Here is a 13,776-nt window from a genome sequence, read left to right on the forward strand (position 1 = left end):
CCGAAGCGGCCCTTTCCCGATCCTGCGGTGTGGCCGATCGCCCCGGGACAGCAGCACCACGAAGATCAGTTGCAGGGCGGCGACCGGCACCGCCAGCAACGCCGGGAAAGTCGACCGCGGCGGCGTCGTCGTCGATGCCACCGGCCTCGTGGCCGTTGTAGCGCCACACCGTCAGCTCCTTGTCGCCGCGGTAGTCGTGGTAGGCGGCGTAGACGCTCGACGGCGGGACGATCTCGTCCATCAACGCGACGGAGAAGCGGGCGGGCACGGCGGCGCGCCGGGCGAAGGCGACGCCGTCGACGTAGGAGAGCGTGCGCAGCACCCGCTCCTCGGCGTCCCGGTGCACGGCCAGGTAGTCCCGGATCTCCCGGTAGGGCGTCGAGTCGGTGAGCGTCACGGCGCGCGCCACGTCGCAGAGGAACGGCACGTGCACCGCCGCCGCCCGGACCTCGGACGCCAGCGCGGCGGCGGCCAGCGCCGCGGCCCCGCCCTGGCTGTGCCCGAGCACGGCGATCCGGCCCGGGTCGACGGCCGGCAGGTCGCGGGCCGCGTCGACCGCCCGCACCGCGTCGGTGAGGAAACGCCGGTAGTAGTAGCGGCGGGGTTCCTCCACGCCCCGGGTGGCCATCCCGGGCGCCTGCGGCCCGGCCGCCGCCACGTCCGGCGTGTCGCCACGGCTCCACCCCGAGCCCTGGCCCCGGGTGTCCATCTGGAGGTGGGCGAAGCCGGCGGCGGACCAGAGCAGGTTCTCCACCGGGTGGCCGCGCCCGCCGCCGTAGCCGACGTACTGCACGACCGTGGGCAGCGGCCCGGCCGCGCCGCGCGGCACCCGCAGCCAGGCGCGCACCGGCTGCCCGGCGAACCCGGGGAACGTCACGTCGAAGACGTCCACCGCCGTCAGCCGGGTGGGCACCGGGGTCACCGTCACCGGGTCGCCGCAGGAGCGTGCCTCGGCCAGCGTGTCGGCCCAGAAGGCGTCGAAGTCGGACGGTTCGCACAGGTCGCTGCGGTGCCGGCGGAGTTCCGCCTCGGTCAGGTCGGTGAACACGCCTCGGCTTCCTGGTCGGTCCGTGGGCCGGCCGCGGCGCGTCTGCGCGCCCGGCATCCGGCGCATTTCCGGAAGGTTTCCGTAACTTGCCCGAACGCTAGGACCGGACCGATCTGTCGTCAAGCCCTCGGCGTACGGCAAGATGTCCGTGGGGCGGAGCGGTCTTCCGGTCGGTTCCGGCAGCCGGCGAAGGGAACACGGGTGAGCGGGGACGACGAGCGCAGGGTGACCATCACCGCGATCGCACGGGAGGCCGGCGTCTCCGTGCCGACCGTGTCGCGGGTGCTCAACGGGCGCTCCGACGTCGCCCCGGACACCCGGGAGCGGGTCGAGAAGCTGTTGCGCCACCACGGTTACCGGCGTCGCGGCAGTCGCACGGTGCGCCGGGCCGACCTGGTCGACCTCGTCTTCAACGACCTGGACAGCCCCTGGGCCGTGGAGATCATCCGCGGTGTGGAGGACGTCGGCCACGCCGCCGGGGTGGGTGTGGTGATCTCCGCCGTGCACCGGGAGTCCAGCTCCACCCGGCAGTGGCTGCACAACCTGCGCGCCCGCGCCTCCGACGGGGTGATCGTGGTGACCTCGCACCTGAGCCCGGCGGTGCAGGCGCAGTTGCGCCGGCTCAACGTGCCGGTCGTCGTGGTCGACCCGGACGCGGGGGTGGCCGGGACGGACGTGCCGGCGATCGGCGCCACGAACTGGACCGGGGGCTTGTCCGCGACCGAGCACCTGCTGAAGCTCGGCCACCAGCGGATCGGCTTCGTCGCCGGGCCGCCGCACCTGCTGTGCAGCCGGGCCCGGCTGGACGGCTACCGGGCCGCGCTGGCGGCGGCCGGCGTGCCGGCCGACGACCGGCTGGTCCACCCCGGCGACTTCTACCACGCCTCCGGCTACACCGCCGGCGGCGCGCTGCTCGACCTCGACGACCCGCCCACGGCGATCTTCGCGGCCAGTGACCAGATGGCCTTCGGGGTCTACGAGGCGGTGCGCCGGCGCGGGTTGCGGGTGGCCGACGACGTCTCGGTGGTGGGCTTCGACGACCTGCCCGAGGCCCGGTGGGCCTCCCCGCCGCTGACCACCGTGCGCCAGCCGCTGGTGGAGATGGGGCGGCTCGCCGCCCGCACCGTGCTGCGGCTGGCGCAGGGCGAGGAGATCGAGTCGCCGCGGATCGAACTGGCCACCGAGCTGGTGTTGCGGGACAGCACCGCGGCCCCCGCCGGCCGCTAGCCGGACCGGTCGTTTTCCGGAATTTCCGCCCGCAGGACGGGACCGGTCGCCATGGCCGCCGCCGCGGCGTGCCGACGTCGCCGGGCCAGCAGCACCGTTCCGCCGGCCACCAGCGCCACGCCCACCGCGACCGACAGCCCGGCGCCCGGCGGCGTCCCCGGGGCCGCCGCCGCGGCGCCCAGGTCGGCGTGCCCGGCCAGCGGCGACGTCACCCCCGCCGGGGCGGACGCCGGGCGGTCCAGTTCGCCCGGCTCCACCAGCCGGCCGACCGCCGCGCCGCGGGGCAGCCCGAACCCCCAGTCCAGCAGCGCCGCGCCCTGCTGCCAGCCCCGCTGCGTGGGGATCTCCGCGCCGAGCAGGGTCACCACCAGCCGCCGCCCGCCGCGTTCGGCCGCGCCGACGTAGGTGTGCCGGGCCAGGTCGGTGAAGCCGGTCTTGCCGCCGATCGCGCCCGGGTAGTGGTCCAGCAGCATGTTGTCGTTCTGGATCTGGAACGCCTTCTCGTGCAGCGCCGGCTGGGCGGGCACCTGCGCGGTCCGGGTGGCCGTGTACCGGCGGAAGGCCGGTTCGTGGAAGCACGCCCGGGCGATCAGCGCCAGGTCGTACGCGCTGGTGAACTGCCCCGGACCGTCCAGACCGGACGGTGTGACCGCGTGCGTCTGCCGGGCGCCGAGGTGCCGGGCCCGCGCGTTCATCGCCCGCACGCCACCGGCCGGCCCGTCCGGACCACCCCCGAGGCGGGCCAGGGCGTTCGCCGCCTCGTTGCCCGACTTGAGCAGCAGACCCAGCCAGATCGTCTCGATCCGGTAGCGCCCGCCCTCGGCCAGCCCCACCGCCGAGCTGCCCGGCTCGATCGCCACGTCCCCCGCGGTCACCGTGACCTCGCGGTTCGGGTTCAGCCGGGGCAACATGGTCGTGGTCAGCAGCAGCTTCTGCACGCTTGCCGGGACGCCGTACTCGTGCGGGCCGCAGCCGCCGAGGACCGCGCCGGTGTCCAGGTCCGCGACCAGCCACGAGGTCGCGGTCACCGGTGGCGGCGCGGTCGCCGTGGGTGGGACGACGAGGCCCGTGGTGTCCAGTGCGGCGCCGCCCACCGACCGGTCGGCGGGCTCGGGCGGCGGTGGGGGCTGCGGTGGACGGGTCGCCGGGGCCGGCACGTTCGGGCAGGGCGGCGCGCCGCCCGGTAGCCGGCGGGCCGGCACCACACCAATCCGCGTCCCCGCCACGGCGGGCGTGGACAGGGGCAGGAGCAGGGCAGCGGCCAGCACCACGGACGGTCCCCAGGTCCTCATGACCGGAGGCTAGCCACGCCGACCCGAACGGGTAGCCGGCTCCGGGATTCGCGCCCCGCAACCGGTGCCGCGGCGTAAGGTGCCGCGCCGCGCACACCCGCACCGGCGGCGTCCCGCGGCCGGCCCGGCGGTGTGGTCGCGCGCACGACGGGCACGAGCGGTGGCAGCGCCGGGCCCGCGCTCAGGGGCGGCGACGCCCCGCGCGCGCGGCCGGGCACGCGCGCGGCGGCCGGCGGTCAGGCGCGGCGACGGCCGTTGCGGCGGGACCGGCCCCGGCGGGCGGCCAGCACCGCCGCCGCGCCGACGGCGAGCGCCAGGAGCCCGGCGGCGGGCACGATGATCTGCCAGTCCCCGTCGGCCATCCGGCGCAGCGCGGTGCCGCCCGGCCCCCGCCACGGGGCCGGCTCGGTGCGGGCGGTCGGCGTGGCCACCGGGGCCTCGCGCGCCGGCTCGTCCTCGACGGCGTCCAACTCGCCCGGTGTGACGAGGTTGCCGACCGAGGCGTCCCGGGGCAGCGCGAAGCCCCAGTCGAGCAACTGCGCGCCCTGCTGCCAGCCGCGTACCGGCCGGGCCTCGGCGCCGAGCAGCGTGACCACCAGCCGGCGCCCGCCACGCTGGGCGGCGCCGACGTAGCTGTGCCGGGCCAGTTCGGTGAAGCCGGTCTTGCCGCCGAGCGCCCCCGGGTACCGGTAGATCAGCTGGTTCTCGTTCTGGATCTGGAACCCGCTCTTCTTCAGCGCGGGCTGGGCCGGGATCTGGGCCCGCTCGGTCAGCGCGTAGCGGCCGAAGCGGGGGTCGGCGAAGCAGGCCCGGGCGATCAGCGCCAGGTCGTACGCGCTGGTGAACTGTCCCGGGCCGTCCAGGCCGGACGGCGTGACGGCGTGGGTCTGCAACGCGCCGAGCCGGCGCGCCTCGGCGTTCATCTCGGCGACCCCGGCCCGGGCGCTGCCGGCGCCCAGTCGTGCCAGCATGTTCGCCGCGTCGTTGCCGGACTGGAGCAGCAGCCCCAGCCAGAGCGTCTCGACCTGGTAGCGACCGCCGACCAGCAGGCCCACGGCCGAGCTGCCCGGTTCGATGTCCAGGTCGTCCCGGGTGGCGACGGCCACCTGCTTCGGGTCGAGGCGGTTCAGCAAGGTGGCGGCCAGCAGCAGCTTCTGGGTGCTCGCCGGCGTGCCGTACCGGTGTGGCCCGCAGGCGCCCAGCACTGCGCCGCTGTCCAGGTCGGCGACCAGCCAGGTGGTGGCGGTGACCGCCGGCGGCGGGGCGCTGCCGGGTGGGGTGACGAGGCCCGCGGCGGCCAGCGCCGCACCGCCCACCACCTGCTGTTCGGGCACCGGCGCCGGTGGGGTGGGGCGCGGCGGTCGGGTGACCTTCGGGGCCGGCAGGCGCGGGCAGGGCACGGCGGCGCCGGGAGCCGGCGGCGTGCCGGCGGCCGGGACGGGCGCCCCGGCGGCGAGCAGCGCGACGACGGTGGCGGCGGCCAGGACCCGGGCTCTCATGGGGAGGCACCCTACCGAGCGCGGGGTCCGGGCCGGCGGGGCTCACCGGGTCGGTGACGCTGCGCCGATCCGGCCGTCCCGCCCCGTGGTCGACGCGAGCGCCGTCACCGCACGCCGCGCAGCCACCACCGCTGCCACGGCGTCTCCACCGCCCGCGGGTGGTAGTGCGCACGCACCCAGGCCACCGCCGGTCCGGGGGCCAGCCCGTCGAGGACGGCGAGGGCGGCCAGCGCGGTGCCGGTCCGGCCGACGCCGCCGCGGCAGGCGGCCTCGACCCGCTGGCCCGCGTAGGCCCGCCGCCACGCCTCGCGCAGCGCGTCGACCGCGTCGGCGCGGTCCGTCGGGAGCCAGAAGTCGGGCCAGCGGATGCGGCGGGCCGGCCAGCTCGGGTCGGGGCCGGGCGCGAGCACCAGCGCGAAGTCGGCGGGCGGGGCCGGTGCGCCGATGCGCCGGCCGCGCACGGTGGCGCCGCCGGGCAGGGTGAGCAGGCCAGCCGGATCCGTCCACGGCGTCGTCGGTCGCATCCCGCCATTCTGCGGCGGGTCGTGGACGCGCGGGTGCCCGCCGGACTCCGTCCGGCGGGCACTCACGGTGTGCCGGGTCGCCCCCGGCGTGCCTCGGCTCAGCCGAGGCGACGGCGGCGCCAGGCCAGGGAGGCCAGCAGCAGCACCGCGCCGGCGCCGGCCAGGCCGCCACCGAGCTTCAGCGGTGTGCCGATGCTGCCACCGGTGACGGGCAGGTGACCGTGGTGCGTCGGGCGCGGCGGGTGGGGCGGCCGCTTGGGCAGCACCGTGCCGGTCGTGCTGGCGGTCCGGCCGGTCGTCTGACCGGTCGCGGTGAACGTGTAGCGACCGGTGCGGGTCGGGCGGTAGGTGACGGTGAAGTTGCCGTTGGCGTCCGCCTGCACGGTGAAGTGCGTCGGCGCGGGCTGCGGTGCGGCCCGGCCGGGCGTGTACGCCACCGCGGTCATCGCCACCGTGCTGCCGTCGCTGCGCCGTGCGCTCCCCTCCGCCGGAGCGGCGACCGGGAGCGCGGAGATGGCGACGTCGATCGACACCGTCTCGTTCGGCCCGAAGCCCGTGCCCCGCAGGGTGAAGGTCTCCCCGAGGAAGATGGTCGGGTCGTCCAGGGTCAGCGAGACGACGGGCGGCGGGTAGACCGGTGGCTGCGGCTGCGCCGCGCCGGCCGCGGTCGGCGCGGCCGCGACGGCCAGGCCCACCGTGAGCGCCATGATGATGCGGGATAGCCGCATGATGGATTCCCTCCTACTGTTCACATCTGGGTGCGGTGACTATCTGGGTGGTCCACGGGGTGACGGTGGGGGTGAGCACCAGGTCGGCCGTGCCTGCGCCGTTCTGGCCGGTGAGCAGCGTGACGTCGAGCGTCCGGGTCCGACCCGGTCCGACCTCCACGTTCGCCACCGCCACCTGGCGGCGACCGTCGGTCCCGCCGCCCAGCGCGGTGCCGCGCCCGTCGAGCCGGCCGGTGAGGACGGCGCCGCCGCTCGGTGTGTGCACCGAGACGAAGGTGCGGGCGGTGTACTTGTCGCCGGACAGGGCCAGGCCGGTGACCGACTCGGTGAGGCCCGACCGCGGGGCGGTGGAGCGCACCGTGACCCGCAGCCGCAGTTCCCGGCGCCCGTCCGGCTGGCACGCGCCGACCGTCAGGGTGGCCGAGAACCTGAGGTAGTAGCCGAGCTTCGCGCCGCTGCCGTCGTTGAGGAACACGCCGACCGTCGGCACCGTGTCCTTCTCCGGGAGCTGCCCGGACAGCCGGGTGCCGGCCAGCGCGCGCTGCTCCTCAGATCGGACACTCCAGAACAATATCCGACGTTCCTCTATTGAGCGCCTCATAACCGTCAAAAGCGCCTTTGCGTCCACCGTCTTGGTGAACAGTGCCTCGAACACCTTCGCGGCGGCCCGGGCGAAGTAGGTGTCCTGCGCCTCCGTGTCCAGGTCCCGGTACGAGTCGCTGAGCAGCGTCCGTACCACGGTGCTGCCGGTGAGCGGGGGCCCGTCCGGCACGGCGACCGGGCCGATGACGCCGAGGAGGTACGACAGCACCACCGGGTCCACCGCGAGGACACCGTCGACGGTGGTTCCGGTGCGTCGGCGCACCATCTCGCGGTAGAGCCCGGCGGCGGCCGGGAAATCCGGGCTGAGGTTCACGTCCGCCGGATACCTGCCGGGCAGGTCGGACCAGAGCCGGCGCGACTCCGGATCGACCTTGAGCGGCGGATCGAAGTGCCGCAGTTGGCTGGCGTCGCCCTGCCCGGCCAGCCGGAGCCGGCCGCCGTCCGCCCGCAGCACGGCGTAGGCGCCGAACATGCCGCCGGTCGCGCGCAGCTCGGCCGGGTTCTGCGAGACGATCAGAAAGGTGCGGGGTCCATCGGCCCCGAGCAGGGGTGGCAGCAGGCGGGCGCCCCGGTCGGCGGCCGAGGTGAGCTCGCCCAACTGGTCCAGTTCCGCGGTCAGGGCGGTGACCGCGTCGCGCACCTGCGTCACCAGGCCACCGGTCGGCACCGCCCGCAGCCGCTCGGAGGTGCGCCGCACCGCCTGGTCGGCGCGCGACACCTCCGCCGAGACCGCACGGAGGCGGTTCACGTCCAGCCGCCCCTGGGTCGGCACCAGCGAGGCGAGGTCGACCCGGAGCAGGGTGGGAAAGGCGAGCCGGGCCAGGTCGTCCACCGCCACCGAGATCTGCCGGACCGCGGACAGGTCGTCCCCGACGTACGGGCTCCGCTGGCCGAGCCACCAGACCGGGTCTCCGGTGGCCCCTCGGGCCGCGCTGGCCTGCTCCTGCAACGCGGCCAGGGTCCGCTGCGCCCGGGCGACGTCCCCGTCGAGCACCTGGGCACTGAGGTCCTTGGCGAGTCCGGCGGCGTTCACCAGGTGCGAGCGGGCCTGCCAGCCCCGCAACGTCACCCAGCCACCGGCGGTCAGCAGCATCGAGACGACGACCAGCCCGACGAGCAGGACCCGGCGCACGCGGGCGCGGGTGCGCCGCCGCGAGCGTCGGCGCCGACGATGCGGAGCATCGCGTTGCGTCACACCACTCTCCTCGGTTGATAATGGGACTTAATGCCAGTTTGTATCACAATTCGCCGTCGAATTTTCGGGCTCCGGCTTCTTTGCGCGGATCGGGGGCGTCACGCCGTCGCTGGGCTTTTCGCCCGGTCGGCCGTCACTGTCCGCAGCAGGTCCTCGATCCGGTCGACGCCGGCCCGCAGCGACATCTGCCTCAGGTAGGCGTCCCGGCCCCGGCGGCCCATGTCGGCCCGGGCGTCCGGAGGGATCGCCGCGGCCAGCCAGAACCGGTCGGCCAGCGCGGCCCAGTCCTCGGGCGGACACGACAGCCCGGCCCGGGCCCGCTCCACCAGCTCCGCGGTGTCACCGCCGGCCGAGGCCACCACCGGCGCGCCGCAGGAGAGCACCGCCGGCACCTTGCCGGGGACGCTCGCGCGCAGCTCCGGCAGGTCGCGCTGCATGATCAGCTGGTAGTCGGCGGCGGCGTACAGCTGCGGCATGTCCGCCGGCGAGCGTCGCTCGACGAACCGGACGTTGTCCGCGCGCAGCTCGGCCGCGAGCCCGCGCACCCGCCGTTCCTCGCTCCCCGAGCCGACCAGGACCAGGTCCATCCGGTCACCCAACGCGGCCGCCGCCCGCACCGCCGTCTCCAGGCCCTGCCGTACGCCGATCGTGCCGGCGTGCATCACCACACAGCGGTCGCCCCGACGCACCAGCCCGCGCGCCGCGGGGCCGGGCTCAGCCGGCCGGAACAGGCGCTCGTCGGTCCAGTTGAGCACCGTACGCACCCGCTGCGGCGCGGCCCCGCCGGCGAGCACCAGCTCGCGCATGGACGGCGCGCCGACCACGACCACGTCCGCCTGCCGGTACAACCGGCGCAGGCCGGCGTCCGACCGCGCCGCCCACCGGCGCGACTCCCCCGGCCGCGCCGGGTCCTCCGGCGTCCACAGGTCCTGCACGTGCAGCACCGTCGGCACCCGGCCGAGCAGCCGGAGCACGCCGGCGGCGGCGAAGGTCGCCGCCGGGAGCTGGAAGACGTAGAGCGCGTCCAGGTCCCGGAAGTAGCGGCGGCTCGCCAGCGCGGCGCTGCCGGCGAAGGAGAGCCAGTTGGCGGTGCGGGCCCGGGCCGAACCGTCGCCGCCGGCATACCGGGGCACCCGGCGCACGGTCAACCGCTCGCTGTGCGTCTGGTGCCGCCACCGCTGCCGCCAGCCCGGATAGACCTGACCGCCGGGGTAGTCCGGGAAGCCGGTGAGCACCCGCACCTCGTGGCCGCGGGCGGTCAACTCCTCGGCCAGGCTGCCCGGGATGAACGCCGGTTCCGGCGGGAAGTGGTAGGAGAGGATGCCGATTCTCATGCTCACGCTCCCGGCGCGGCCGGCCGGCCCACCGGCGCCGACGCCGCGTACGATGCGGGCAACCCCTCCACGACCGGCCGAGCCCGGCCGACGTACACCGTCGCGGTGCCGCCCGGCGTCGCCGCGCCGACCGGAGGGGTGCGGATGCTCGACGGGGTGCTCTTCGTCTGCCAGGCCAACATGTGCCGGTCTCCGATGGCCGAGTTCATCGCCCGCCGGTTGTTCGCCGACCTGCCGGTCGCGGCGACCAGCGCCGGAACCGAGGCGGTCGACGGCGCCGTCATGCACCCGTACGCCGTCGAGGTGGTCGCCGCGACCGACGCGGACGTCACGACCTTCCGCACCCGCCGGTTGCGGCCGGAGCACCTGACCGCGGCCGACCTGGTGCTGACCGCGACCCGGCGGCAACGCTCCACCTGCACCGCGCTGGCGCCGAGCGCGCTGGGCCGCACCTTCACGCTGCACCAGTTCGCCCGGCTCGCCGGCGCGGCGGCGCCCGCGGAGGCGAAGGGGGACACCCCGGTCCGGGCCGCGGTGGCCGCGGTCGTCCGCGCCCGGGGGCGGATGCAACCCGCCGCCCCCGGCGCGGACGACCTGTGGGACCCGATCGGGGGTTCCCCGGCCGACTTCCGCCGTTGTGCCGAGGAGATCGAGCGGTCGATCCGGTCCGTGTGTGCGCTCATCGCGACAGCCGGGTGAGTTCCTGCGTGCGGTTCCCGTCGGGGGCCGGTGCGCCACGCCGGGCCGCCTCGGCCCGGTCCGCGGGCACCGACGTCGCGACCGGCGGCACGACCACCTTGTACGTCTCGTACTGGTAGGAGTCCGCCCGGTCCACCTTCGCCATGTTGAGCACACAACCGAGCAGGCGCACCGAGACCGAGCTGAGCGCGCGGGCCGCCGCGGCCACCTGGCTGCGCGAGGTCCGCCCCTGCTGGGTGACCAGGAGCGCGCCGTCGGCCTGCACGGCCACCACCACGCCGTCGGTGACCGCCAGCAGCGGCGCGGTGTCGATGATCACGATGTCGGCGGACTCGCGCAGCGCCACCAGCAGATCCGCCATCGCCTTGGACCCGAGCAGCTCGCTCGGGTTCGGCGGGGCGGCGCCACTGGGCAGCACCAGCAACGACTTCTCGCCCCAGCGCTGCACCACGTCGCCGACCTGGACATCGCCCACGAGCACGTCGGTGAGCCCGACCCCGCCGTCGAGGCCGAGGTAGTCGGCCGCCTTCGGGCGGCGCAGGTCGGCGTCGATGAGCAGCACCCGCCAGCCCGCCTCGGCCAGCGCGATGGCGGTGTTGCAGGCCATCGTCGTCTTCCCCTCGCCCTGCAGGGCGCTGGTGACCGCGATGACCCGGGCCGGCTCGTGCACGTCCACGAAACGCAGGTTGGTGCGGAGCTTGCGCACCGCCTCGGCGCGGGCCGAGGTGGCCGCGTCGCCGACGATCAGCGGGGCCATCTTCGCTGCCGGCTCGAACGGGATCTCCCCCAGCAGCGGGCTGCCGGTCACCCGTTGCAGCGCGGCGGCGTCACGCATCCGCACGTCGGCCAGGCCCCGCAGCACGGCCAGGCCGACGCCGGCCAGCAGGCCGAGCAGCGCGCCCACGATCAGGTTGCGTACCGGCCGCGGTGAGACCGGGCTGGGGGTCACCCGCGGGCCGCTCACCACCTCGACCTTGATCGGCGACGCCTGACCGTCGGCCGGTGTCTCCACCTTGCGGACCAGCTCGGTGAACTTGACCGCGAGCGCCTCGGTGGTCTTCAACGCCCGCGTCTGGTCGGTGTCGGTGAACGTGACGCTGAGCAGCACCGTCTCGGGCCGGGTGGCGGTGGTGATCCGGCCGCGCACCTGGTCGGCGGTGAGCCCGAGCGGGGCGTCGGCGACCACGCTCTGCGCCAGCCGGTCACTGGTGAGCAGGTCGGCGTAGGACTTCACCCGCTGCTGCAGGAAGAGGCTGCCCTGGAAGGCGTCGGTGACGCCCTGGCTGGGCGTGGTGACGAAGAAGGTCACCGTGGCCTGGTAACGCGGCGGGGTCCGGACCGTCACCAGCGCGGCGGCACCCACGGCGAGCATCACCGTGATCAGCACGATCCACCAGTGCCGTCGGACCAGGCGCAGATAGCCCAGAACGTCCATCAGGCTCCCCCTCGCGACACGCCGGTCTGCCGATGAAACTGCACAAAAGCCCCCTAAAACCGCCAGTCGTCATGCCAGGATCGAAACGCCCATTCAACACGTTAGGCGCGTAGACGAATCTAAACGACTCAACAGCCCCGCATGACCTGAATCTTCTTATTCTGGATAGGACATGACAGCCCATGGATCGTGAAGCCATCACCGCCGAGGACGCCGTGCGATCCCCCAGCCGCATCACCCACCGCGCCGCCACCGTCTCCCTGTTAACGCTGGACACGGCCGCGTGGTGCGCAGGGTTTCTCGGCGCCGCCTGGACCCGGTACGAGTTCGAGCTGACCGCGGCCAGAGGCGCCCGGGCGCTCGGCGTGGCGCTCGCCTGCGCCGCGCTCTACGCGCTCCTCACGTTCGCCCGGTCCCGGCTCTACGGCCGCTACCCGATCGGCAGCGCCGGGGACGCCCGCGGTCTCGCGGTCACCGTCGGGATCGCCGCCGTCGTCACGCTCGGCGGCGTGCTGTCCTGGGCCGACCGTCCGGTCCCGGCGGCCACCCCGCTGGTCGGCGGCACCGTCGCGCTGGTGCTGATGGCGGCCGGGCGCGGGCTGTGGCGCGCCCACGCCGACCGCCACCGGCCCCGCAGCGCCGGACACGCCGAACGCTGCCTGGTGTACGGGGTGGACGCGGCCAGCGAACGGCTGGTGCGGGTGCTCCTGGACGACCCGGACAGCAACTACCGGCCGGTCGGCCTGCTCGACGACGCCCCGGACAGCCGCGGGCTCCGGCTGGAGGGACTGCGCGTGCTCGGCGGACGGGAGCAGGTCGGCGCCGTCATCCGCGGCACCCAGGCCCGCACCGTCATCTTCTCGATGAGCTGCGCCGACGCGGAACTGCTGCGTGACGTGCGCGCCCGCACGCTGGAGGCCGGCGCCGCGTTCAAGGTCCTGCCCCCGGTACGGGACCTGCTCGACCGGCCGGTCGCCGCCACCGACGTCCGCGACCTCCAGCTCACCGACCTGCTCGGTCGCGCGCAGCGGGTGGCCGAGCTGACCGTCGAACGCGGCGGGCTCGCCGGCCGCCGGGTGCTGGTCACCGGCGCCGGCGGCTCGATCGGCTCCGAGCTGTGCCGGCAGATCGCCCGGTGCGAGCCGGACGAGCTGATGATGCTCGACCGCGACGAGTCGGCGTTGCACGCGCTCCAGATGTCCCTGCACGGCCGGGCGCTGCTGGACGGCCCCGAACTGATCCTGGCCGACATCCGCGACGCGGAGGGCATCGCCCGGGTGATCGCCGACCGGCAACCCGACGTGGTCTTCCACGCGGCCGCGCTGAAGCACCTGACCATGCTCCAGCGGCACCCCGGCGAGGCGATCATGACCAACATCTGGGGCACCCTCAACGTGCTGGAGGCGTGCCGGGACGTCGCCCAGTTCGTCAACATCTCCACCGACAAGGCGGCCAACCCGACGAGCGTCCTCGGCTACTCCAAGCGGATCACCGAACGACTCACCGCCCACCAGGCCCAGCAACGGGGCGGCGCCTACCTGAGCGTCCGGTTCGGCAACGTGCTCAGCAGCCGGGGCTCGGTGCTGACCGCGTTCCAGTCGCAGATCCGGGCCGGCGTCCCGATCACGGTCACCCACCCCGACGTGACCCGCTACTTCATGACCGTGCAGGAGGCCGTGCACCTGGTCCTGCAGGCCGCCACGATCGGCCGCGGCGGCGAGGCGCTGGTGCTCGACATGGGCGAGCCGGTGCGGATCGCCGACGTGGCACGCCGGCTGGCCGCCGAGGCGGACCACCCGGTGGACATCGTCTACACCGGGCTGCGCACCGGCGAGAAGCTGCACGAGCACCTCTTCGGCGCCGACGAGTCGGACGCCCGTCCGCTGCACCCGTTGATCTCCCACGTGCCGGTGCCCCCGCTCGACCCGGACGAGGTGCGCGGGCTGGACCCGTACGCCGACCCGGACGAGCTGATCAAGCGGATGGCAGCCTTCTGCGAGACGGTCGGCTCGGCCCTGCCGGCGTTGCCCGGGCAGCGCTGAGCCACCCGCCGGTGCGGGCGCCGTCTCGGCGGCGCCCGCACCGGTTCGACTCGCCGCCCGGCCGCCGGCGGCGCTAGGGTTGACCACGGTGTGCCGGGAAGCCTGGTCGGCGACGTGATCAGCCGACCCCTCTTTCCCGAACGGACACTC

11 protein-coding genes are annotated in these 13,776 nt (G+C 75.1%); 3 read left to right on the forward strand and 8 right to left on the reverse strand.

What is annotated here, in order from left to right; genetic code table 11:
• Positions 1–1,048 (reverse strand): acetylxylan esterase (locus tag AB0H28_RS14615; protein WP_358039059.1); only part of this gene is annotated, 1,048 nt, incomplete at its 3' end.
• A 201-nt stretch (positions 1,049–1,249) separates the two neighbouring features.
• Between AB0H28_RS14615 and AB0H28_RS14620 the strand changes: the two genes are divergently transcribed.
• On the forward strand, positions 1,250–2,275 hold the full coding sequence (locus AB0H28_RS14620) for a substrate-binding domain-containing protein (protein WP_358039062.1): 1,026 nt from the start codon (positions 1,250–1,252) through the stop codon (positions 2,273–2,275).
• Here AB0H28_RS14620 and AB0H28_RS14625 read toward each other — a convergent pair.
• The 6 genes from AB0H28_RS14625 to AB0H28_RS14650 form a co-directional block, all read right to left on the reverse strand.
• Positions 2,272–3,567, reverse strand: coding sequence for a D-alanyl-D-alanine carboxypeptidase (locus AB0H28_RS14625; protein WP_358039065.1), 1,296 nt, complete (start codon positions 3,565–3,567; stop codon positions 2,272–2,274). The genes AB0H28_RS14620 and AB0H28_RS14625 overlap by 4 nt on opposite strands.
• A gap of 236 nt (positions 3,568–3,803) precedes the next feature.
• On the reverse strand, positions 3,804–5,066 hold the full coding sequence (locus AB0H28_RS14630) for a serine hydrolase (protein WP_358039068.1): 1,263 nt from the start codon (positions 5,064–5,066) through the stop codon (positions 3,804–3,806).
• Positions 5,067–5,170: 104 nt separating this feature from the next.
• Positions 5,171–5,590 carry a protein phosphatase gene (locus tag AB0H28_RS14635; protein WP_358039071.1) on the reverse strand — a complete coding sequence of 140 codons (420 nt, stop codon included), beginning with the start codon at positions 5,588–5,590 and terminating at the stop codon, positions 5,171–5,173.
• Positions 5,591–5,688: 98 nt separating this feature from the next.
• On the reverse strand, positions 5,689–6,318 hold the full coding sequence (locus tag AB0H28_RS14640; protein ID WP_358039074.1) for a hypothetical protein: 630 nt from the start codon (positions 6,316–6,318) through the stop codon (positions 5,689–5,691).
• A gap of 13 nt (positions 6,319–6,331) precedes the next feature.
• The gene (locus tag AB0H28_RS14645; RefSeq protein ID WP_358039077.1) at positions 6,332–8,053 is read right to left on the reverse strand and encodes a DUF4012 domain-containing protein; all 1,722 of its coding nucleotides are present in this window, start codon (positions 8,051–8,053) and stop codon (positions 6,332–6,334) included.
• 161 nt (positions 8,054–8,214) lie between these two features.
• Complete coding sequence (locus tag AB0H28_RS14650; protein ID WP_358039080.1) at positions 8,215–9,450, reverse strand: glycosyltransferase family 4 protein; 1,236 nt, start codon at positions 9,448–9,450, stop codon at positions 8,215–8,217.
• 105 nt (positions 9,451–9,555) lie between these two features.
• Between AB0H28_RS14650 and AB0H28_RS14655 the strand changes: the two genes are divergently transcribed.
• Positions 9,556–10,149 (forward strand): low molecular weight phosphatase family protein, encoded by a 594-nt coding sequence (locus AB0H28_RS14655; protein WP_358039083.1) that lies wholly within the window; start codon positions 9,556–9,558, stop codon positions 10,147–10,149.
• Here the strand turns inward: AB0H28_RS14655 and AB0H28_RS14660 are convergent.
• A complete protein-coding gene (locus AB0H28_RS14660; protein WP_358039086.1) occupies positions 10,130–11,584 on the reverse strand; it encodes a polysaccharide biosynthesis tyrosine autokinase in 1,455 nt (484 codons plus the stop codon). The genes AB0H28_RS14655 and AB0H28_RS14660 overlap by 20 nt on opposite strands.
• Before the next feature lie 182 nt (positions 11,585–11,766).
• On the opposite strand from AB0H28_RS14660, the gene AB0H28_RS14665 reads away from it, so the two are divergent.
• Positions 11,767–13,626 carry a nucleoside-diphosphate sugar epimerase/dehydratase gene (locus AB0H28_RS14665; protein WP_358039088.1) on the forward strand — a complete coding sequence of 620 codons (1,860 nt, stop codon included), beginning with the start codon at positions 11,767–11,769 and terminating at the stop codon, positions 13,624–13,626.
• Positions 13,627–13,776: the final 150 nt, after the last annotated feature.

Origin of the sequence: Micromonospora sp. NPDC050980 (assembly GCF_040653835.1) — a bacterium.
In the GTDB taxonomy this organism is placed as follows: Bacteria; Actinomycetota; Actinomycetes; order Mycobacteriales; family Micromonosporaceae; genus Micromonospora.

What these genes read in the sequence shown, in the direction of transcription:
- AB0H28_RS14625 (WP_358039065.1), bottom strand. Translation starts at nt 3,567, where the DNA reads ATGAGGACCTGGGGACCGTCCGTGGTGCTGGCCGCTGCCCTGCTCCTG.
- AB0H28_RS14630 (WP_358039068.1), bottom strand. Translation starts at nt 5,066, where the DNA reads ATGAGAGCCCGGGTCCTGGCCGCCGCCACCGTCGTCGCGCTGCTCGCC.
- AB0H28_RS14635 (WP_358039071.1), bottom strand. Translation starts at nt 5,590, where the DNA reads ATGCGACCGACGACGCCGTGGACGGATCCGGCTGGCCTGCTCACCCTG.
- AB0H28_RS14640 (WP_358039074.1), bottom strand. Translation starts at nt 6,318, where the DNA reads ATGCGGCTATCCCGCATCATCATGGCGCTCACGGTGGGCCTGGCCGTC.
- AB0H28_RS14650 (WP_358039080.1), bottom strand. Translation starts at nt 9,450, where the DNA reads ATGAGAATCGGCATCCTCTCCTACCACTTCCCGCCGGAACCGGCGTTC.
- AB0H28_RS14660 (WP_358039086.1), bottom strand. Translation starts at nt 11,584, where the DNA reads ATGGACGTTCTGGGCTATCTGCGCCTGGTCCGACGGCACTGGTGGATC.
- AB0H28_RS14665 (WP_358039088.1), top strand. Translation starts at nt 11,767, where the DNA reads ATGGATCGTGAAGCCATCACCGCCGAGGACGCCGTGCGATCCCCCAGC.